Raw genomic sequence first — 20,878 nt, forward strand, 5'->3', positions numbered from 1 at the left:
ACCCGGGAAACATACGTTTCGTTATCGGCCTGGTTGCTAGCGTTCGCGGGAGCGACTCGTGAAGCCTGGGGATCGGTGACATGTCCGGACTGGACGTGATGGTGGACAGTGAGGAGCCGGACCTTCCCCAGAAGCGTCCGCGAATCCTGCATTGGACTGCCTACGGTGGTGTCGCGCTCATCGTGGCCGGTGTGCTGCTGGTCGTCGGTGGCTACCTGCACCCGCGGATCTCCAGCGCGTTGTCCGGCATGGGGTTCAGCAACGCGGTGATCATGCCGGACACCGCGGCGATGGGCCCGACGCTGCTGTCCGGGGACAAGCTGCTGCTGGCCGACGTGGCCGACGGCGATCTCCGCCGCGGTGACGTCGTCGTGCTGGACACCGCCGAGTGGGACCCCGCCGTTCCGCTGTCCGTGCGCAGGGTCATCGGGCTGCCCGGCGACGCGGTGATGTGCTGCGACCAGGCGAACCGGCTGGTGATCAACGGCGTCGCGGTGGAGGAGGACTACCTCGGGACGGTCGACCCGTCGGTGTCGTCGATCGCGTACATGCCGTTCTCGGCCATCGTCCCGGCGGGCAGGCTGTTCGTGCTGGCCGATGGCAGGGCGGCGGGGATGGACTCGCGCATGCACGTCGGCAACCAGCACGCCGGGACGCTGCCGGTCACCGGTGTCCGCGGCCGTGGCGCCCGGGTCGAGTCGGCCAGCGGGCAGGTACGGGACCTGCCCGAGGCAACGCCGTTCATCCGCGTCGGCCTGGCGCAGCCGCGTAGCGCGGGCGAAGGCCTGGACGAGGTGAACGGCGCGATGGTCGGTGGCTTCGTCGTCGGCGGTCTGGGGGTCGTGACGGTGTTCGGCGCGGCGGCCTTCCGGGTGCTGGGAGGCCGCCGCGCGTCCGTCAGCTGAGCAGGAACTCGCGGATCTGCTCGCCGACCGGCTCGGGCGCCATCCAGAACGCGCTGTGGTCCTGGTCGGGCAGGGCCAGCACGGTGACCTTCGGCAGGATCTCGGCCAGCGCGTGGGCGGCGACGCGGTGGTAGGACTCGCTGTGGGCGCCGACGGACACGGCGACCGGCGCGTCGATCGACCAGCGGTCGGCAGGCAGGGGCTTGCCGTCCTGCAGCCCGCGGAGGATCCGGCCCTCGTAGGCGTAGGTGTGGGCGTACCGGGCCATCTGGTCCCAGGACGGGTCCTGCTTCATCGGCTCGATGTACTCGGCGGGAACGCGGATCAGCTGGGTCATCACGTACTCGACGGCCTCGCTGCGCTTGCCCGCCGCGACGAGCGCCTGCACGGTTTCGAGGTAGTCGGCGGGCGCGGGCGGCCGGGAGTCGTCGACGATGAACGCCGGATCGTAGAGGTAGACCCCGGTCACCTTGTCGCCCAGCGCGCTCGCGGCGTCCAGGGTGAACCCGCAGCCGCCGGAACCGCCTGCCAGCGCCGCGGACCCGCCCGCGATGTCGACCAGTGCGGTGATGTCCTCGATCTCCCGTGCCGGGTCGTAGGGCTGCGGGTCGCCGCTGGCGCCGCGGCCGCGGCGATCGAAGGTGTACACCGTGAAGTGCTCCGAGAGCTTGTCCGCGAGGCCGGCGACCCCGGTGTGGTCCTCGGCGACGTTGCTGATCACGATGATCGCCGGGCCGGAGCCGGTCTTCCAGTAGGCGATCGTGGTGCCGTCGGCGGAGTTGAAGGTCTGCATGATCGTCTCTCCTTGGATTGTTTCGAGCAGGTCGTTGAGCCGGTCGAGGGCCTCGGCGTAGCCCTCGGCCATCTGAAGTTCGACGGCCCGTTGCAGTGCCTGGCCGTCGGGGAAACTCGCCGCCACCTCGACCCGGCAGCCGGTGCCTGCCGGGCTGAAGGTGACCGCGGTCGGGAACGTGCCGGTGCCGTCGGACTCCCAGGCGTCGTCGGCGAAGGTGTCGTCGTAGGCCAGTTCGGCGTTGGCGACGACGACGTTGTAGGTGGCGAGGCTGCGGACCGCCTGCGCGGATCCGTCCGTCGGCGCGATCTGGAAGCGCCAGCGTCCGCCGGGGCGAACGTCCATCTCGTACACGGTGGCGGCCCAGCCCTGCGGGCCCCACCACTTGGTGATCGCGTCGGCGTCCGTCCACGCCCACCAGGCGCGGTCCACGGCGGCCGCGTAGCTGCGGCTGATGTGGATGGTGTTGTTCGCCCGGTCGATCACGATGCCGTCTTCGGTCATGTCATTTGTCCGTCTCGTCAAGGAAGGAACCGAGGCGGTCCATCCGGTCCGACCACAGGCCGGCGAACCGCTGCACCCAGTCGCTCAGTTCACGCATGGATTCGGGCCGCAGCCGGTAGATCCGCTGCTGGGCCTGCTTGGTCGCCTCGACCACGCCTGCCTCGGCGAGCAGCCGCAGATGCCGTGACACCTGTGGCTGGCCCATGTCGAGCGCGTCGACGATGCCGCCGACCGACCGTGGGCCGTTCCTGAGCAACTCGACGATCCGGAACCGGTTCGGCTCCGAGATCGCCGTCATTCGCTGCTGCACGCTGTCGACCATGACTAGAACATACACGATGGCATATATACACGCAAGTGTATGTACGGACGGGGTTGCCAGGCAGCCGGTAACCAGCCGGTCCGGGCGTCAGAACTGGTAGTACAGGAACGGGCTGAAGGTGCCGGTGGCGACCAGGATCGAGGCGTAGACCAGGCCGACCGTCATCACGCTCACCCGCAGGACGAGTGCCGTCCGGCTCCGGGACGACTCGATGAGCGGCCCGGTCACCGGGTGGGCCGGCAGGAACAGGACGGTCGCGGCGATCAGCAGCAGCACCAGCCGCTGGTTCGTCAGCGCCGACTCGACGACGTCGGTGAGGCCGTCGAAGTCGGGCAGCACCATGTGGCCGATCATGCTCAGTGCGTGGGTCATGTCCGCCGACTTGAAGAACACCCAGCCGAACACCACCAGCACCATCGTCAGCGCGCGCCGCGCGATGCGGGCGTGCCGGGACTTCGGCGCCTCGTTCCAGCCGAACGCGCGTTCCACGATCAGCAGCGCGCCGTGGTAGATGCCCCACACCAGAAACGTCCAGTTCGCGCCGTGCCAGAAGCCGGTCAGCACGAAGACGATGCACAGATTCCGGTAGGTCCGCCCGGCACCGCCGCGGTTGCCGCCGAGCGGGATGTAGACGTAGTCGCGGAACCAGCGCGACAGCGACATGTGCCAGCGCCGCCAGAACTCGGTGATGGTCACCGACGAGTACGGCCTGGCGAAGTTCTCCGGCAGCCGGAAGCCGAGCATCCGGCCCAGCCCGATGGCCATGTCCGAGTAACCGGAGAAGTCGAAGAACAACTGCAGCGTGTACCCCAGCGCGCCCAGCCATGCGACGGCGAACGTCATCTGGTTCGGCGGAGTGGAGAAGCACGCCTCGACCATCGGGCTGAGCGAGTCGGCGATGATCGTCTTCTTGCACAGGCCGAGCGCGAAGCGCGGGAAGCCCGCGGCGATGTCGTCGAGGCGGTGCGAGCGGTGCTGCGGCAGCTGGTCGGCGATCTCCCGGTAGCGCACGATCGGGCCTGCCACGAGCTGCGGGAACATCGAGATGTAGGTGGCGAACGACACCGGATTGCGCAGCGCCCGGCGCTCACCCCGGTAGACGTCGACCACGTACGAGATGTGGTGGAACGTGTAGAACGAGATGCCGATCGGCAGCAGCAGCTCGGCGACCGGGAAGTCACCGCCGAACAGCTGGGCGAACCATGCGATCTGCTGGGTGGCGAAGCCCGCGTACTTCCAGACCACCAGCATGCCGACGTCGACGCAGATGACCGCGATGAGCAGGCCACGGCGGCGCTTGGGCTTGCCGATCTCCCACGCGTTCGGCTCCAGCGCGGGTCCGGCCAGGTAGTTGATGGCCATGCAGGCCAGCAGCAGGAGGGTGAACGCCCCGGCGCCGCTGGCGTAGAAGATCAGGCTGGCGACCGCGACGATGCCGTTACGCCAGGACCGTGGGCACACCAGCACGGCGATGAGCACCGCCGGCATGAAGTACCACAGGAACAGTGGCGACACGAACGACATCGGTGGGGGTCCCCCAGGTCACGGAATGGCCTCGTGACCCTAACCGAGCCCACTCACCGACGGGAGCCGCTCCCACTTTGTCGACTTGTCGCCTCGCCGTCGAAATGCCGTGAAGGGGGCACTCCCGGCGGGGGCCGCGCGAGCGGCCCGTTCGCCACGCGAGGACTGGGACCAGGCCAGCGGGAACGTGCAACTCGCGGGTCCGGAACGGACAACTCGCGCGTCAGAACGTACGACTCGCGCGTGAGAACGTACGACTCGCGCGAACGGGCCGTTCAGGCTGGTGAGCGGCACTACGTGAGAACCCGGTCCACATCGTGAGTTCTGCGCTCACGCACGCGAGTTCTGCATTCCGGCCCGCGAGTTCTGCGCTCCAGACCGCCACCTCGCCCTGCCCGAGGCCCGACTTTGCCGGACCCACGGCATGCGAAGCCTCACCACGTGCTTCAGACGCGACCGGCCACGCGACGGCGGCGGGCGACCTCGGCCAGCAGGACGCCCGCGGCGACCGAGGCGTTCAGCGACTCGACACCGGCGGCCATCGGGATGGACACCGTCGCGTCGCAGGTCTCCCTGACCAGCCGGGACAGGCCGCGGCCCTCCGAGCCGACCACCACGACCAGCGGGTCGGTCGCCAGGCTCAGCCCGTCGATGTCCACCGAGCCGTCGGCGTCCAGGCCCGCGATCATCAGGCCCTCCTTCGCCCACGCCTTGAGCTGCCGGGTCAGGTTGGTCGCCACGGCGACCGGCAGCCGGGCGGCGGTGCCCGCGCTGGTCCGCCACGCGACGGCCGTCACGCCCGCGCTGCGCCGCCCCGGCAGCAGCACGCCGTGCGCACCGAACGCCGCCGCCGACCGGATCACCGCACCCAGGTTGCGCGGGTCGGTCACCCCGTCCAGCGCGACCAGCAGCGGTGGCTCACCCGAATCCTGGGCCGCCGCCAGCAGATCGTCGGGGTGCGCGTACTCGAACGGCGGCACCTGCAGCCCGAGCCCCTGGTGCACGGCCCGGTTGGTCTTGCGGTCCAGTTCCTCGCGCGGCACCTCCAGGATCGAGATGCCCTTGTCCGCCGCCAGCCGGACGGCCTCGGTGACCCGGTCGTCGGCGTCGACGTTCAGCGCGACGTACAACGCCGTCGCCGGCACACCTGCCCGCAGCGCCTCGACGACCGGATTGCGGCCGGCGATCAGCTCCGGCCCCTCGGCCTTCTTGGCCGCGGCCTTCGCCGACCGTTCCGCACGCGCGGCGGCCGCCATGGCCCGCCGCTGCGCGGGGTGGCCGGTGCGGTTCTCGGCCCTGGGCGTCGGGCCCTTGCCCTCCAGCCCCTTGCGCCGCTGACCGCCGGATCCGACGACCTGGCCCTTCTTCGTACCGGCCTTGCGGATGGCGCCACGACGCCGGGAGTTGCCTGCCATACCTAAGCTTCTCTAACTGTCCACTGAGGACCATCGGGGGTGTCTTCGACCGCGACACCCGCTGCGTGCAGGCGGTCGCGGATTGCGTCGGCCCTGGCGAAGTCGCGCTCCGCGCGGGCCGCGATCCGCTCCTCGAGCATGCTCTCGACGAGCGACGCCAGCGCCTGCCTGGTCGGGCCCTCGTCGCCGGCCCCGGCCCAGCGCGGCGACAGCGGGTCCAGGCCGAGCACGCCGGTCATCGCCCGCAGGCTCGACGCCAGTTCGACGGCCCTGGAGTTATCGCCCGCGTCCAGCGCGGTGTTGCCGTCCCGCACGGTGTTGTGCATCACGGCGAACGCCTGCGGGGTCGCCAGGTCGTCGTCCAGCGCGGCCGCGAACGCCGGATCGACCTGCCCGACCGGCACGTCACCGGCCCTGCGCAGGAACTGCTCGATCCGCTGGTAGCCCTGCGCGGCCTCGCTGAGCGCGCCCGGCGAGTACTCGATCGTCGACCGGTAGTGCGGCTGGACCAGGTAGTACCGCAGTTCGACGGCCCGGTGCTCACGCAGCATCTCCGGGATCGCCACCACGTTTCCGAGCGACTTCGACATCTTCTCGCCCGCCAGCGTCACCCACGCGTTGTGCAGCCAGAACCGGGCGAACCCGTCACCTGCCGCGTTGGACTGGGCGCGCTCGTTCTCGTGGTGCGGGAACACCAGGTCGACGCCGCCGCCGTGGATGTCGAACTCCGCGCCGAGGTAGGTGGTCGCCATCGCCGAGCACTCTAGGTGCCAGCCCGGCCGGCCCGGTCCCCACGGCGTCGGCCACGACGGCTCGCCGGGCTTGGCGGCCTTCCACAGCGTGAAGTCCCTCGGGTCCCGCTTGCCCTCGCCGGCCGACTCGCCCTGCTGGACCTCGTCCAGCTGCTGGCGGGACAGCTCGCCGTAGCCGTCGAACGACTTCACCGCGAAGTACACGTCCCCGCCGGACGCGTAGGCGTGACCGCCGTCGATGAGCCGCCGCATCAGCTCGACCATCTGCGTGACGTGCCCGGTCGCCCTCGGCGCGATCGACGGCGGAAGGCACCCCAGCGCCTCGTAGGCGTCCTCGAAGGCCCGCTCGTGGGTGAAACCCCACTCCCACCACGGCCTGCCCGCGTCGGCGGCCTTGGTGAGGATCTTGTCGTCGATGTCGGTGACGTTGCGGACGAACAGCACATCAAGTCCACTGTGGACGAGCCAGCGGCGCAGGACGTCGTAGTTCAGCGCACCGCGGACGTGCCCGATGTGCGGGACGCCCTGCACGGTGGCCCCACACACGTACATCGACGCCGTTCCACTGCGCGCGGGATGGAACTCCCGCATGGACCGGGTAGCGGTGTCGTAGAGGTGTAAGGCCACGCCGGAATGGTACGGGTTCGGCCGGTGACCCGTACCACTGACTACAGCAGCTCGTGTGCCCGGACCGCCTTGAGCAGCGCGTCCGGACGCTGCGCCGTCGGCAGCGGGTCCACCAGCTCGAAGGCGCAGCCCAGTGCCCTGGCGCCGCCGTCGGCCTCCTCGCTGTCACCCACCATGAGCGTGCTCGCGCCCTCGGAGCCCACTGCCTCCAGCGCGGCGCGGAAGATCTCCGGCTGCGGCTTGATGGCTCCTACCTCGAAGGACAGCACGAAGGCGTCCACGTACTGGTCCCACCCGCGGGCGGAGAACGCGGGCCGGATGTCGAAGGCGATGTTGCTCAGGACGCCGACCTTGACGCCCCGGCCTGCCAGGCCCTTGAGCACGGCCTCGGTGTCCGGGTACGGCGTCCAGCCGGCGGGATCGATCAGCCGGTCGTAGAGCGCCTTGGCCTGCTCGACCTTCGGCACGCCGGACTGCCGCAGGACCTCCAGGTAGACCTTGCGGTGCAGCTGGGCGTCCAGGTCGCGGTTCTCCCACGCGTGCTGGTGCTCGGGATCCAGGTCGACGACCTGCCCGATCGGCGCGGTCATCCGCCGCATCAGCTCCGTCTGGGCCTCGAAGTCGAGCGGGTCGCCGTCGGCGCCGGTCAGGTCGGACAGCCAGGTCTCGTCCTGCTCTAGACGGAATACGGTTCCGGAGAAGTCGAACAACACCGTGTTGATGGCCACAGCCTCAGGCTACGGTGTTTGATTGCCCTCGCTTCGCTCGGGCGCGGTCGGGCCCTTCAGTCGGTGTCTTCCCTCCTCGCCGTTCGGCCGCGAGCGGCCTCTGCGGCTCGTCAGTCCAGACACCGCCGGGCCCGACCGTGTGCCGTGCCCGGTGAGCTTCTACGGAACAGGGAGCGGCGCGGGCAGCAGCAGCGCCGTCGCGATCGCGGCGATCCCCTCGCCCCGGCCGGTGAGGCCGAGGCCGTCGGTGGTCGTACCGGTGACGCTCACCGGCCCGCCCGCGGCCGCCGACAGCACGTCCTGGGCCTCCCGGCGACGCGGTCCGATGCGTGGCGCGTTGCCGATCACCTGCACGACGGCGTTGCCGAGGACGTAACCCTCCGCCCGGACCAGCTCGGCCGCGTGCGCGAGGAACTCCGCGCCGTGCCTGCCCGCCCAGCGCGGGTCGCCGGTGCCGAACACCGCGCCGAGATCACCGAGACCGGCCGCGGACAGCAGCGCGTCGCACAGCGCGTGGGCGGCGACGTCGCCGTCGGAGTGCCCGGCACAGCCGTCGACGCCCGGCCAGTGCAGCCCGGCCAGCCAGCAGTCCCGGCCCGCCTCGATCGGATGGACGTCGACACCCTGCCCGACCCGTGGGTTCACCGAGCGGCCCTTTCGCTGAGGATGGTTTCGGCGACGGCGAAGTCGAACGCGCTCACGATCTCCGCGCCGTCGGGATGACCTTGCACCATGGCCACCGAGGCGCCCGGGACCGCGAGCGGATCCGCGGGCCATCCCGCGGCCTCCAGCCACGCCGGCCGCAGTGCGCGAGGGGTCTGGACCACCCGCAGCAGGTCCCGGTCGGCGGTGCCGGTGATCGTGCCGTCGGCATCGACGAGCTTGACCGTGTCGGTCACCGGCAGCACCGGTACCGCGACGTCGACCTCCTCGGTCAGCGCCGCGAGCACCGCGCCGACGGTCTCCGGCCGGGCCAGCGCGCGGGCGGCGTCGTGGACCACCGCGACCTCGAACCGTGTCCGGTCGACCACGCTGACGGCCCGCCGGAGCGAGTCGCTACGATCTGCGCCACCGGAGACCAGCTCGATGGTCATCGGGCCCCGGACAGCATGAACCGCCGGCTCGCACTCGGCGAACCGGCGGTCCGGTACGACGACAACAGCGTGCTCCACCAGGCCGGACGCGGACAGGCCACGCACGGCATGGGTCAGCAACGGTTCACCGTGGACGGTGTCGAGCACGTCCGAGGCCGGGTTGTCGGCAAGGACGAGCGCGACAACATTCATGATGTTCTGCTGCGCGGTATTGCGAGATGGATTGTCAGACGGCGGCGGTCTCCAGGACCTCGTCGAGCAGGACCTCGGCCTTGCCCTCGTCGGTGCCTTCGGCGAGTGCCAGCTCGCTCACCAGAATTTGCCGCGCCTTCGCCAGCATGCGTTTCTCGCCGGCGGACAGGCCGCGGTCCTTCTCTCGCCGCCAGAGGTCGCGCACCACTTCGGCCACCTTGTTCACATCGCCGGAGGCGAGCTTCTCCAGGTTGGCCTTGTACCGACGAGACCAGTTCGTGGGCTCCTCGGTGTGCGGAGCACGCAGCACGTCGAAAACTCGATTCAGACCGTCCTGGCCCACGACATCGCGCACGCCGACGATCTCGGCGTTGTCTGCGGGCACGCGAACGGTCAGGTCACCCTGCGCGACCTTGAGGACGAGGTATTTCTTCTCCTCGCCCTTGATCACGCGGGTCTCGATCGCTTCGATGAGTGCGGCACCGTGGTGCGGGTAGACGACGGTCTCTCCGACCTTGAAAACCATGTGTCCTCTGCCCCTTTCGCTACAACCATGCTAGCACGCTGCGCATCACCCCATCTAGCGCCCCGGGTTCCGTCGTCGCAGGTCAGCGGCAGGATCGTGGGCCGGACGGGGGTTGACAAACGTGCATTTCCCATGCTCATGCAGGTGACGGCGAAGACTGTCGGAGCGAATTCGCCGAATCCGATCTAATCCACTGTGGACGGTTGATCTTCGTGACGCCCGTCTCTACCGGCAGCCGGGTTCGGACCCGATCGGCCCATCCGGCTACCCTTCGCGGGGATACCGATCGGCATGAAGGGACTCGGACCGTGGGGCAGCAGAAACGACGCATCCTCACCTCGGCCGTGCTGGGCCTCGGTGCCGCGCTCGTCGTCGCGGGCTGCGGTGCCGGCCAGATCACCCAGACCGACACGCAGGAGCCCGCGGTCAACGGCGCGTTCGCGCAGGTCGGCAGGCTGGTCGTGCGGGACGCCTCGCTGGCGTTCCCGACCGGGGAGCACGGCGTCTACCCGCCCGGCTCCAACGCGCCGCTCAAGCTGACCATCATCAACCAGGGCGCGACCGACGACGAGCTGCTGTCGATCCAGGCCCAGGGCGCCCAGCCGCAGGTCGCCTACGAGGGCTCCAGGGCCGTCGTCGCCGGCGCGACGCTGCGGATCGAGAACACCGCCGAGACCCAGGCCGAGCACGCCGGGCACCAGCCCGCGCAGCCGCCGACCGGCGAGGCGCCGCCCGCCGGCGAGGAGGGCACCCAGGTCGGCAAGGCGCGGGCCGTCGTCCAGGGGCTGACCAACGGCCTCTACCCGGGCCAGATCTTGCAGGTCACGCTGAACTTCCGGGACGCGGGCCCGGTGACCATCGGCGTTCCGATCGGGCACTCCACCCGGCCGCGGCCGGAGGCTCCGGAGGGTGAGCACGGCGGTCACGGAGCGCCCGAGCAGCACTGATCGCGGGACTGTCGGTCCGGGTCGTTAACGTGTGCGGGCGTGGCGAAGAAGGGCGGCAGCACCTACCGCTGCGGTGAGTGCGGGTACGAGACGGCCAAGTGGGTCGGCCGGTGCCCGGAGTGCCAGGCGTGGGGGACGATCGAGGAGCGAGGCGGGCTGAAGCCCGCCATCGCCCGGGTCGCCGCGGGCGCGCCCAGTTCGCCTGCGCGGCCCATCGGGCAGGTCGACGTCGAGGCGGCCAGGGCACGGCCCACCGGCGTGTCCGAACTGGACCGTGTGCTCGGTGGCGGGCTCGTGCCCGGCGTCGTGGTGCTGCTCGCCGGTGAGCCCGGTGTCGGCAAGTCGACGCTGCTGCTGGAGGTCACCTACCAGTGGGCCGCCGGCGGCGGTGCGGGCCCGGCGCTCTACGTCACCGGCGAGGAGTCGGCGGGGCAGGTGCGGCTGCGGGCCGAACGGACCGGCAACGTCCACGAGCGGATGTTCCTGGCGGCCGAGAGCGACCTGTCCGCGGTGATCGGGCACGTCGACGCCGTCCAGCCCGGGATGCTGATCGTCGACTCGGTCCAGACCATGGCATCGCCGCAGGTGGAGGGGCATCCCGGCGGCGTGACGCAGGTGCGGGCCGTGACCGCGGCGCTGGTGTCGCTGGCCAAGGAACGCGGGCTGCCGGTGCTGCTGGTCGGCCACGTCACCAAGGACGGCTCGGTCGCCGGGCCCAGGGTGCTGGAGCACCTGGTGGACGTCGTGCTGCAGTTCGAGGGGGACCGGCACTCGACGCTGCGGATGGTCCGCGGGATCAAGAACCGCTTCGGCGCCGCCGACGAGATCGGCTGCTTCGAGCTGCGGGAGGACGGCATCGTCGGCATGCCGGACCCGTCCGGGCTGTTCCTGAACCGGTCGGAGGAGGCCGTCCCCGGCACGGCGGTGACGGTCACCGTCGAGGGCAAACGGCCGCTGCTGAGCGAGGTGCAGGCACTGGTGGCGAAGTCTCACCTGCCGCAGCCGCGGCGCGCGGTGAGCGGGCTGGACTCGTCGCGGGTGCAGATGGTGCTGGCCGTGCTGGAACGCCGGGCCAAGCTCTCGCTCGGCGACAGGGACGTCTTCGCGGCGACCGTCGGGGGCATGAAGGTCACCGAGCCGGCCATCGACCTCGCCCTGGTACTGGCCATCTCGTCGTCCTACGCCGACGTCGCGCTGTCGCCGAGGCTGGTCGCCGTCGGCGAGGTCGGGCTGGCCGGGGAGATCCGCAGGGTGACCGGGGTCGGCAGGCGGCTGGCGGAGGCCGCGCGGCTCGGGTTCACCCACGCGCTGGTGCCGCCGGACTCCGGAAAGCTGCCCGACGGCATCCGCGTGCTGGAGGTGGCCAACGTGGCCGACGCGCTGAACGCCGCCGCCCACGCGGGACCCGCACGCCCCCGATGAACGGGGGCGCTACCGAGTGGCGCCGCGCTGGCCGACCACCTGGTAGGTGATCGTGGTCTCCTCGACCACGGAGCCCGTCTTCGCCTCGATCACGGCACCACCCTTCGGATTGAGGGGGGCGTCCCGCAACGCGATCTTGCGCGTGCCGATCACCTGCGTCGTCGCCGGGTCGACCAGGACCTCACTGCGCAGGTAGCCGGGGGAATCGTCGACCCCGATCGCCACGGCGGCCCGGCCGTCCCTGGTGCTGACGTCCTCGGTGACCCGCAGGTAGGGGAAGTAGCTCAGCGCCTGGAACACCACGCTGCGCTGGTCGCGGGTGAGGTCGCCCCTGGACAGCATCGCCTCGAAGACGTACGTCAGGAACTCAGCGGGGCCGGCACCCATGGTGTTCGCCTCCTCGCGGAGGCGCTCGTACAACTGGCGACCGTTGGCAGGGAAGCTCACCGGGTTCTCGTACCAGTAGCCGGTCTTCCGGTAGTCGCCTCGGGGCGCTATGTACGTTCCCTCGCTCGCGGTCGTCCCCGAGATCTGGTCCGGGCTCGCCTGGTTGCGCTCGGTCCGTGCCGGTGCCGGGCGGTTCACATCCCGGTCGAAGCTCCGCTGCCATTCGTCGGCCCGGTCGAACGGGATCCACTCCTGCCGGAGCTGCTCGTTGCCCAGGCCCATCTCCAGGCGTTCGGGCGTCTCGACCTGGCCGTGAAGCCACGTGCGCGTGGTGGCCAGGAGGTACTGCCCCGGCCCCTGCGGCAGGTCGCTGCCGTGTCCGACGAAGCGTTCGGCCGAGTTGAGCGGTACGTCGCTGACCGGCGGCAGCGGAGGGTAACTACCGTCGGTGTTCCGGCCCGGTATCGGGGGAACCTCGGGGTAGGCCTTGCCCGAGGCCGGCGTGAGGTTGTCGTCGCCGCCGGTCAGTGCCACGACTCCGGTCCCCACCACGACGACCGCGGCCGCCGCGGCGACGAGCGGTACCCACCGGGCCCGCCGGGGAGCCAGCGGGACCACGGCCTCGGGTTCGCCCCGCATCGCGGCCGTCAGCCGGGCCTTCGCGGCTGTCCGGGCGGAGTCGGTCATCGCCGGCTGGTCGGCGCGGACGGTCCGGACGGCAGCGTCGACGCGCTCCTCCCAGTTCTGCTCAGTCATGCTGCTCCTCCAGAAGGTTGGCGTACTTGCGCAGGGCGCGGCGGGCCCGATGCAGGCGGGTACGGCAGGTGGTGAAGCTGATGTCGAGTGCCTCGGCCACCTCGGCCGGTTTCAGCCCCGCCCAGGCGACGAGCAGCAGGACGTCGCGTTCCTCCTGGCGGAGGTCGGCGATGCCGTCCGCCATCGCACGGACGTGGCTGGTGGCGTCGGCGCGGGACACGGCCAGCGCGTCCGGCGGTTCGGCGTCGACGGCCTTGCCGCCCTCCCGCGCGTAGGCCCGCAGGCCGCGGACCTCACTGCGGGTGTGCCTGCGCAGCAGGTTCGTCGCGATGCCGAACAGCCATGCCCGCGCCGGCGCCCGGTCCGGCCGGTAGCGGTCCCTCGCGGTCCAGGCAGCCAGGAACGTCTCCGCCACCAGGTCGTCGGCGGTGGCCGCGTCGAGCCTGCGGGCCAGGTAGGCGTGCAGGCTCGGGGCATGGCTGTCGAACAGGGCGGACAGCAACCGGTCGGCGTGCGGACCGGACAGGTCCGGCCGGTCGGCGTCGCTCATGAGTGTTACCCCAGTTCTGGTCACACCCGTTCTTGCCCGCGACGGCCTCGGCCGTTCCCGGCGCGCGTTACTGAGCCAGCAGGTTGGCGCAGCGGATCAGCCCGATGTGCGAGTACGCCTGCGGGTGGTTGCCCAGCGAGCGCTCCGCGATCGGGTCGTACTGCTCGGGCAGCAGCCCGGTCGGGCCGGCGGCGTCGACGATCTGCTCGAACAGCTCCTCGGCCTCGGTCCGCCTGCCGGTCAGCAGGTAGGCCTCCACCAGCCAGGCGGCGCAGATGTGGAACCCGCCCTCGCTGCCGGGCAGGCCGTCGTCGCGGCGGTACCGGTACACGGTCGACCCGCTGCGCAGCTCACCCTCGATCGCGGTGACCGTCGCCTGGAAGCGCGGGTCCTGCGGGTCGAGCAGCCCGGACAGGCCGACGAACAGCGACGCGGCGTCGAGGTCGGTGCCGTCGTAGGCGGTGGTGAACGCCTGGACCTCCTCGTTCCAGCCGTGTTCCAGCACGTCGGCGGCGATCTCGTCGCGCAGCGAGGGCCACGGCGCGGGGATCTCCCTGCCGTACACCTCGCCGAGCCGGATGGCCCGGTCGATGGTCAGCCAGCCCATGACCCGCGAGTACACCCGGTGCCGCGGCACGTGCCGCTCCTCCCAGATGCCGTGGTCGGGCTCGTTCCAGCGCCGGGTGACGGCCTCGGCCATCGCCCGCACCAGCTGCCAGTCCTTGTCCCGCAGCTCGCCACGGGCCCGGGCCACGTCGACCACCAGCTCGACGACCGGCCCGAACACATCCAGCTGAACCTGGTGGTTGGCCAGGTTGCCGACCCGCACCGGGCGCGAGCCGGCGTAGCCGGGCAGCGACTCGATGACGGCTTCCGCGCCGATCTGGGTGCCTGCGATCGTGTACAGCGGGTGCAGCCGTTCCGGGCCCGCCAGCGTGGCCAGCACGCCGTGCAGCCAGTCCAGGTAGCCGTCGGCCTCGTCCAGCGAGCCGAGCGCGACCAGCTCTCGCACGGTCATCGCGGCGTCCCGGATCCAGCAGTAGCGGTAGTCCCAGTTGCGGACGCCGCCGATCTCCTCGGGCAGCGACGTGGTCGCCGCCGCCAGCACACCGCCGGTGTCGGTGTTGCACAGCCCGCGCAGGGTCAGTGCGGAGCGGGCGACCAGCTCGGACTGGACGCCGGGCAGCTTGAGCGTCTCCGCCCATTTCGACCAGTACGCACCGGCCCTGGCCCGGCGGTCGGCCTCGGAGAGGTCGTGCGGTGCCAGGTCGGTCGTGCCGCAGCGCAGCTCCAGCACGATCGGGCTGTCCGGAGTCGGCCGTACCAGCGCCGTGGCGGTGTCGTGCAGGCCGTCGGAGTGGATTTCCCAGGCGACGTTCGGCGCCCGCAGGACGATCGGCTCCGACGTGCCGAGCACCCGCAGGCCGTCCTCCTCCGGCACCAGCTTGACCGGCACGCCGCCGAACTCCGGCCGCGGCGCGAACACCACGCGGGCCTCGGTGTCGCCGGAGATGACCCGGACGATGTCGGTGCGGTGCTGCGGGCTGTCCGGCTCCAGGTAGTCCGTGACCAGCAGGCGTGACCAGCGGGTTTCCACGGTCATCGTGTTCGGCAGGTACCGCTGGCCCAGCGGCAGGCCGTTGCGGTGCGGCTTGATCGAGAAGTGGCCGGCGCCGGTGCCGCCGAGCAGGTCGGCGAACACGGCGGGCGCGTCGGCGCCGGGGTGACACAGCCAGGTGAGCTTGGCGTCCGGGGTCAGCAGGGCGACCGAACGCTCGCTGGCGAGCATCGAGATGCGCTCGATCGGCGTCGCCTGCTCGCCGTAGAGCCAGTTGCGCCGTTCCTCCAGCATGAACGCCAGCACGGTGGCGACGTCGACGGTGTCCGGAACCCGGTACGCCGCAAGGGTTTCCCCTTCGCCGACCTTGACCCCGAGGTCGGGGCCGGCCAGGCGGGCGAACGCCTTCTCGTCGGTGACGTCGTCGCCGAGGAAGACCGCCGCGGTGGCGTTCATCTGGTGGCGCAGGGTGTCCAGGGCGCGGCCCTTGTCGGTCTGCACGACCGCGAGTTCCACGACCTCCTTGCCGTCCGTCGTGGACACGCCGTCCCATGTGGACGGTCCACTGTGGACATCGGCGAGGACCTTGCGGCCCGCCGCGTACTCCGCGCGGCGGACGTGCACGGCGATGCTGGCCGGCTTGACCTCCAGCGAGACGCCGGGGACGCCCTCGACCAGCTGCTCCAGCTCGGCCTCCAGCCTGCGGTGCAGTTCCTTGGCCTTGGCGTCGAGCGCGTGCACGAAGCCGATGTCGAACTCCGAGCCGTGGCTTCCCACCAGGTGGACCTCGGACGGGAGTCTCGACAGGGTGGCCAGGTCCCGCAGGGCGCGGCCGGAGATCACCGCTGTGGTGGTCTCGTGCAGGCCGGCAAGGGAACGCAGGGCGCCGACAGACTCGGGTAGGGGTCGAGCCTCGTCCGGATTGGACGTGATCGGAGCCAGCGTGCCGTCGTAGTCACAGGCGACCAGCAGGCGCGGCGTCCGGGCGATCTGCACGATCGCGCGCCGGAGCTCGGCGGGCAGTGCCTCGGCGGTCAACACTCCTCCTATGGAGCAACGTACGTGGTGGGTATGGGGAGGGTACGGTCAGGCGGAGGGCTCGCTCCCGAGAGCTTCGAGGAACGAGCGCGCCCAGCGGTCAACGTCGTGGGTGAGGACCTGACGACGCAACGCACGCATCCGACGCCTGCCCTCGGCCGGGTCGAGCGTAATGGCAGCCTCCAGAGCGTTCTTCACCCCGTCGAGGTCATGCGGATTGACGAGGAAAGCGCTGGTCAGCTCGGCTGCCGCGCCCGCGAACTCGGACAGCACCAGCACGCCGCCAAGATCATGACGGCACGCCACGTACTCCTTGCAGACCAGGTTCATGCCGTCCCGCAGCGGCGTGACGACCATGACGTCGGCCGCGGAGAAGAAGGCGGCCAGCTCGGTACGGTCCACCGATTGGTGCAAATAGTGCACGACCGGGTGACCTACGCGGGCGAACTCGCCGTTGATCCGCCCGACCATCTGCTCGATGTCGCTGCGCATCTGCTGGTAGTGCTCGACGCGCTCGCGGCTGGGCGTGGCGAGCTGGACGAACGTGACGTCCTCCGGCTTGACCCTGCCCTCGTGCAGCAGCTCGTGGAACGCCTGCAGGCGCAGGTCGATGCCCTTCGTGTAGTCCAGCCGGTCGACGCCGAGCAGGACGGTCGCCGGGTTGCCGAGGTCGGCCCGCATCTGCTTCGCCTTGGCGATGACCTCCGGCTTGCGGGCCAGCGTGTCCAGGCCCGCCGAGTCGATCGAGATGGGGAACGCGCCGACCCGCACGGTGCGGTTGCCGACCTGGACCACACCGGGCCGGGACCGCACGCCGACCGCGCCGCGGCTGGGCTCCAGGCCGATGAGCTGGCGGGCCAGCCACAGGAAGTTCTGCGCGCCACCCGGCCGGTGGAAGCCGACCAGGTCGGCGCCGATCAGGCCGCGGACGATCTCGGCCCGCCACGGCAGCTGCATGAACAGCTCGACCGGCGGGAACGGGATGTGCAGGAAGAAGCCGATCCGCAGGTCGGGCCGCAGCTCCCGGAGCATGCTCGGCACCAGCTGGAGCTGGTAGTCCTGCACCCAGACCACCGCGCCCTCGCCCGCGACCTTCGCGCTGGCCTCGGCGAACCGGCGGTTGACCTTGACGTAGCTCTCCCACCAGCCGCGGTCGAACACCGGGCGGGCGACCACATCGTGGTACAGCGGCCACAGCGAGGCGTTGGAGAACCCCTCGTAGTAGTCACGGACGTCCTCTGACGACAGTGAAACCGGGTGCAGCACGAGACCGTCGTCGGAGAACTCGTCGACCTCGACGTCGGGGACGCCGGGCCAGCCGACCCACGCTCCCTTGCGGGAGCGCAGGAACGGCTCGAGGGCCGACACCAGCCCGCCGGGGCTGGCCGACCACCGTTGGGTGCCGTCGGGTGCGCGGTCCAGGTCGACCGGCAGCCGGTTGGCCACCACGACGAACTCGGCGCCGGAAGAGGTGCTCGCTGGCTCGTTCTGGTCGGGGCTGGGCATGGTCTGACAGTAGCGTGGTTGCGCCGTCAGTCGAGTCGTCTGCTGCCCGTCTCCAGGGGTCCTGCCATCCGTGGTCCGGCCAGCTTCCGTTCGAGCCTGCCGAGGCCCGAGCGCACCGGCTGGGCGAGGTACTCGCCGAGCACCACACCCGCTGCCAGCGCAAGGCCGACGGCGACCGCCGTCATGAGCGTGCCGAGCTCACCGCCCGGGTAGACGCCCATCTCGTACAGGCCGCGGTAGGTGGAAAGGCCCGGCAGCAGCGGTGTGATCCCGGACACGGCGACGACCAGCGGGGTCTCCCGCAGCCGCCGCGCCAGCACCCCGCCGCAGAACCCGACCAGCGTCGCCGCGACGGCCGAGGACGTCACCGGGTCGGCCCCGCCGAGGCCCAGCGCGCCGTAGGCCGCGGCACCGACCGCCCCGGCCGCGGCGGCGACCAGCAGCGACCGCAGCCGGGCGTAGCTGGCCAGCGCGAAGCACGCGGCCGCGCCGGCGCCGGCGAGGACCATGATCGGCAGGTCCAGTGCCGTCTGGCTGACCGTCGGCAGCGGCGTCTGCCGGACGATGGCGAACAGCGGTGCGATGTTGAGTGCCAGCGCCACGCCGGTGATCAAGCCGGCACTCATCAGGCCGACTTCCATCGTCCGGCCCGCGGCGGTCACGTTGTAGCCGGTGATGGCGTCCTGCACCGCCGAGACGGTGGACAGCCCGGACAGCAGCACGGTGATCGCTGCCGCGACCACCAGCGTCGGTTTCTCCGTCGGCAACAGGTTGATGTTGACGATCAGCACGGCCGACAGCGTGGCGATCAGACCGCCGACGACCTGCTGGAAGAAGAACGGCAGCGCGAACCGGTTCAGCAACCTGCCGACCCGGTCGACGACGGAACTGATCACGAAAGCGACGAGCGCCGTCGCCCAGTCGCCGCCGATGAGCAGGCTGATGCACGCGGCCATGCCGCCCCACGCCAGCGTCGAGACGAAGCGCGGGTACGGGTGCGGCGCGTCGGTGATGCGCTGCAGCTCGGTGTAGGCCTCCTGGGCGCTGATCCGGCCGCGGGTGATGCGCTGGATCAGCCGTTCGGTCTCGGACAGCCGCGTGTAGTCCAGCCCGCGGGCGCGGACCACGCGCAGCGCCGTGACCGGCGACGCGTCGGTACCGCGGTGGCAGGTGACCGTGATCGAGGTGAAGATGACGTCGACCTCGCAGTGCGGCAGGCCCAGCGCCGACGTCAGGGCGAGGATCGTCGCCGTGACGTCCGAGGCGCCCGCCCCGCTGGACATCTGCACCTCGCCGATGCGCAGCGCCAGGTCCAGTACGAAGTGGACGGTCGACTCGTCGGGGAGGGCGGGACCCATCTCGGTCGTCGTCTCGGTGGCCGGCTGCTCGCCGGTGTCCGCCTCGAGGATCTGCCAGGCACGGGTGTGGTCCTGGCGTCCCGGTCTGCTCGGCTGCCTTCCAGCCGGTGCTTCCAGGATGTGCCAAGCGCGCCGGAGGGGTCCCGCTGCCCTGCCGCGCCTGCTGATCGCCATGTCCAACCACCTCCCTGCTCCGTGCCCCGTGGACCATCGACGGCGGCGGGCCGGCCGTTGCACCCCCGTGACCGTGGCGTGCGCCACGTTTTACGCCGCCGGGACGGCTCCGGTGTGCTACGTGATCGGGTGTTTCGCAGTTTTACACAGGTGGCGGGCGGCCATGCCCCGATCGAGGGCCCCGTATACTCCGGTGCGCCCCGTGTGGGCGCGTGCCGGCATAGCTCAGTTGGTAGAGCATCTGTCTTGTAAACAGAAGGTCAGGGGTTCGAGCCCCCTTGCCGGCTCCGAACAAAGTCGAGTGCGCCCGATGCGCCGTCCGCATACGGTCCGGGTGTGCTCAGTACCTACCCACCACTGAACGTCCAGGTCCGGACACCGCGGCTGACCCTGGCCGGCGCGACCGACGAGTTACTGGAGCGGCTGGTCCCGGTCGTCCGCGCGGGCGTCGTCGACACCGCGCCACTGCCGTTCGACGACCCGATGTCGCTGTACGCGGACAGTCCCGAGCGCGAGTGGCGGTGGCTGCGGGGTATCTGGGCCGGGCGGGCCCGCGTGGACCCGGCGTTCTGGCGGCTCTACTTCGTCGTGCTGCTGGACGGCGAGCCGGTCGGCATGCAGGACCTGACCGGGTCCGATTTCGCCAAGTTCGGGACGGTGGACACGTTCTCGTGGCTCGCACCTGGCCGCCGCGGGCGCGGGATCGGGAGGGAGATGCGCGCGGCCGTGCTGCACCTGGCGTTCGCCGGGCTGGGCGCACGCGAGGCGGGCAGCGACGCCTTCACCGACAACCACGCGTCCAACAAGGTGTCCCAGGCGCTGGGCTACGAGCCCAACGGCACCACCTGGGACACCCGTCGCGGCGAGGTCGCGCCGATCCAGCGCTGGCGACTGACCCGAGACGCCTGGGACCGGACCCGGCGCGACGACATCGAACTGATCGGCGTGCGGGAGTGTCTTCCGGTGCTGGGGCTCAGCTGATCCGGGTCGCGCGCAGGTGCCACACCTGACCGACGATGCGGCCCTGCTCGTCGGTCCTGAGCGCGCTCGGGTCGTCCACCTCGGGGACCTGCTGCATGAGCTGCATCGCGTGCGCGAGCCCTTCCTGCGTGAGCGAGGTGGTGTAGTCGGCCGCGCGGATCTCGTGAATGTCCCAGTGGCGGCCGAGGTGCTGGCGCAGGTCGTCCTGGCTGACCGCCATCGGTATGGCGAGGGCTTCGTTGCCGACGTCGGCGAAACAGAGCAGGTGCAGCCGCGCGCCAGGGCGGGTGACCCGGTGCAGTGCCGCGCTGTAGGCGCTGCGCTGGTCGCCTTCGAGGCAGTGGTACAGCGCGCTGTCCAGAACGGTGTCGAACTGCGGCTCGATTCCGTCCAGGGTGGTCGCGTCCGCCTGCACGAAGTCGACCCGCGCACCCTGCCGGGCAGCCCGCTGGCGGGCGATCTCCAGCGCCGTGGTGGAGCCGTCCACGCCGGTCACGTGGAAGCCGCGGGTGGCGAGGAAGATCGAGTTGTCGCCCTGGCCGCAGCCGACGTCGAGCACGTCGCCCCGCACGTCGCCGGCGTCGGCGAGTGCCACCACGACGGGCTGCGGCTCACCGATGTCCCATGGAACCTTCTCGAACGCCGCCTCTGAGCCGTCCACTGGCGGTTTCCCCTGGTAGACGGCGTCGAAGTCGATTTCCTGGATGCTGAAGGCCTGGTCGCTCACGCGTGATCCCCTGTCTCTCGACGTAACTCAACGCTTGATGAAAAGCGTGGCACTGGAGCGCTACCGTGTCAACACGCCCAGTGTTCGGCCAA

The 20,878-nt window shown here is 70.8% G+C and carries 19 protein-coding genes and 1 tRNA gene; 5 read left to right on the plus strand and 15 right to left on the minus strand.

Annotated elements, in window-relative coordinates:
• Nucleotides 1-80: 80 nt before the first annotated feature.
• Nucleotides 81-905, plus strand: coding sequence for a signal peptidase I (gene lepB / locus EWH70_RS22180; RefSeq protein ID WP_130477405.1), 825 nt, complete (start codon nucleotides 81-83; stop codon nucleotides 903-905).
• On the opposite strand, the gene EWH70_RS22185 is transcribed toward lepB, so the two are convergent.
• The 9 genes from EWH70_RS22185 to EWH70_RS22225 form a co-directional block, all read right to left on the minus strand.
• Complete coding sequence (locus EWH70_RS22185; protein ID WP_130477406.1) at nucleotides 898-2,202, minus strand: alpha/beta fold hydrolase; 1,305 nt, start codon at nucleotides 2,200-2,202, stop codon at nucleotides 898-900. The two genes, lepB and EWH70_RS22185, sit on opposite strands and share 8 nt — an antisense overlap.
• A 1-nt stretch (nucleotide 2,203) precedes the next feature.
• Nucleotides 2,204-2,524, minus strand: coding sequence for an ArsR/SmtB family transcription factor (locus EWH70_RS22190; protein WP_130477407.1), 321 nt, complete (start codon nucleotides 2,522-2,524; stop codon nucleotides 2,204-2,206).
• A gap of 87 nt (nucleotides 2,525-2,611) precedes the next feature.
• Nucleotides 2,612-4,048, minus strand: coding sequence for an MBOAT family O-acyltransferase (locus EWH70_RS22195; RefSeq protein WP_130477408.1), 1,437 nt, complete (start codon nucleotides 4,046-4,048; stop codon nucleotides 2,612-2,614).
• A gap of 446 nt (nucleotides 4,049-4,494) precedes the next feature.
• Nucleotides 4,495-5,463 carry a 23S rRNA (guanosine(2251)-2'-O)-methyltransferase RlmB gene (rlmB, locus tag EWH70_RS22200; RefSeq protein WP_130477409.1) on the minus strand — a complete coding sequence of 323 codons (969 nt, stop codon included), beginning with the start codon at nucleotides 5,461-5,463 and terminating at the stop codon, nucleotides 4,495-4,497.
• A 2-nt stretch (nucleotides 5,464-5,465) separates the two neighbouring features.
• Nucleotides 5,466-6,842 (minus strand): cysteine--tRNA ligase, encoded by a 1,377-nt coding sequence (cysS, locus tag EWH70_RS22205; RefSeq protein ID WP_130477410.1) that lies wholly within the window; start codon nucleotides 6,840-6,842, stop codon nucleotides 5,466-5,468.
• Between the two features lie 41 nt (nucleotides 6,843-6,883).
• Nucleotides 6,884-7,570: an HAD family hydrolase gene (locus EWH70_RS22210; RefSeq protein WP_130477411.1), complete on the minus strand. Its 687-nt coding sequence runs from the start codon at nucleotides 7,568-7,570 to the stop codon at nucleotides 6,884-6,886.
• Between the two features lie 159 nt (nucleotides 7,571-7,729).
• Complete coding sequence (ispF, locus tag EWH70_RS22215; protein ID WP_240687141.1) at nucleotides 7,730-8,215, minus strand: 2-C-methyl-D-erythritol 2,4-cyclodiphosphate synthase; 486 nt, start codon at nucleotides 8,213-8,215, stop codon at nucleotides 7,730-7,732.
• On the minus strand, nucleotides 8,212-8,856 hold the full coding sequence (locus tag EWH70_RS36265; protein WP_130477413.1) for an IspD/TarI family cytidylyltransferase: 645 nt from the start codon (nucleotides 8,854-8,856) through the stop codon (nucleotides 8,212-8,214). The genes ispF and EWH70_RS36265 overlap by 4 nt, the downstream gene beginning before the upstream one ends.
• A gap of 34 nt (nucleotides 8,857-8,890) precedes the next feature.
• Nucleotides 8,891-9,382: a CarD family transcriptional regulator gene (locus tag EWH70_RS22225; RefSeq protein ID WP_020669809.1), complete on the minus strand. Its 492-nt coding sequence runs from the start codon at nucleotides 9,380-9,382 to the stop codon at nucleotides 8,891-8,893.
• A gap of 308 nt (nucleotides 9,383-9,690) precedes the next feature.
• Here EWH70_RS22225 and EWH70_RS22230 point away from each other — a divergent pair, with 308 nt between their 5' ends.
• Complete coding sequence (locus EWH70_RS22230) at nucleotides 9,691-10,329, plus strand: hypothetical protein (RefSeq protein WP_130477414.1); 639 nt, start codon at nucleotides 9,691-9,693, stop codon at nucleotides 10,327-10,329.
• A 39-nt stretch (nucleotides 10,330-10,368) separates the two neighbouring features.
• Entirely contained in the window at nucleotides 10,369-11,751 is a 1,383-nt protein-coding gene (gene radA, locus EWH70_RS22235; RefSeq protein WP_130477415.1) for a DNA repair protein RadA, read from the plus strand.
• A gap of 9 nt (nucleotides 11,752-11,760) precedes the next feature.
• On the opposite strand, the gene EWH70_RS22240 is transcribed toward radA, so the two are convergent.
• The 5 genes from EWH70_RS22240 to EWH70_RS22260 all read right to left on the minus strand — a co-directional run bounded on the left by EWH70_RS22240 (nucleotide 11,761) and on the right by EWH70_RS22260 (nucleotide 19,078).
• Nucleotides 11,761-12,894 (minus strand): hypothetical protein, encoded by a 1,134-nt coding sequence (locus EWH70_RS22240; protein WP_130477416.1) that lies wholly within the window; start codon nucleotides 12,892-12,894, stop codon nucleotides 11,761-11,763.
• Nucleotides 12,887-13,444, minus strand: coding sequence for an RNA polymerase sigma factor (locus EWH70_RS22245; protein ID WP_130477417.1), 558 nt, complete (start codon nucleotides 13,442-13,444; stop codon nucleotides 12,887-12,889). The genes EWH70_RS22240 and EWH70_RS22245 overlap by 8 nt, the downstream gene beginning before the upstream one ends.
• 67 nt (nucleotides 13,445-13,511) lie before the next feature.
• The gene (otsB, locus tag EWH70_RS22250) at nucleotides 13,512-16,040 is read right to left on the minus strand and encodes a trehalose-phosphatase (protein ID WP_165436362.1); all 2,529 of its coding nucleotides are present in this window, start codon (nucleotides 16,038-16,040) and stop codon (nucleotides 13,512-13,514) included.
• 48 nt (nucleotides 16,041-16,088) lie between these two features.
• On the minus strand, nucleotides 16,089-17,546 hold the full coding sequence (locus EWH70_RS22255; protein ID WP_130477419.1) for an alpha,alpha-trehalose-phosphate synthase (UDP-forming): 1,458 nt from the start codon (nucleotides 17,544-17,546) through the stop codon (nucleotides 16,089-16,091).
• Nucleotides 17,547-17,572: 26 nt separating this feature from the next.
• On the minus strand, nucleotides 17,573-19,078 hold the full coding sequence (locus tag EWH70_RS22260) for a threonine/serine exporter family protein (RefSeq protein ID WP_130477420.1): 1,506 nt from the start codon (nucleotides 19,076-19,078) through the stop codon (nucleotides 17,573-17,575).
• A gap of 214 nt (nucleotides 19,079-19,292) precedes the next feature.
• Here EWH70_RS22260 and EWH70_RS22265 point away from each other — a divergent pair.
• Nucleotides 19,293-19,365 (plus strand) — tRNA-Thr (locus EWH70_RS22265).
• A 49-nt stretch (nucleotides 19,366-19,414) separates the two neighbouring features.
• A complete protein-coding gene (locus EWH70_RS22270) occupies nucleotides 19,415-20,059 on the plus strand; it encodes a GNAT family N-acetyltransferase (protein WP_130477421.1) in 645 nt (214 codons plus the stop codon).
• Here the strand turns inward: EWH70_RS22270 and EWH70_RS22275 are convergent.
• A complete protein-coding gene (locus EWH70_RS22275) occupies nucleotides 20,052-20,786 on the minus strand; it encodes a class I SAM-dependent methyltransferase (protein ID WP_240687142.1) in 735 nt (244 codons plus the stop codon). The genes EWH70_RS22270 and EWH70_RS22275 overlap by 8 nt on opposite strands.
• Nucleotides 20,787-20,878: the final 92 nt, after the last annotated feature.

Source organism: Amycolatopsis suaedae (assembly GCF_004214935.1).
Lineage (GTDB): Bacteria > Actinomycetota > Actinomycetes > Mycobacteriales > Pseudonocardiaceae > Amycolatopsis > Amycolatopsis suaedae.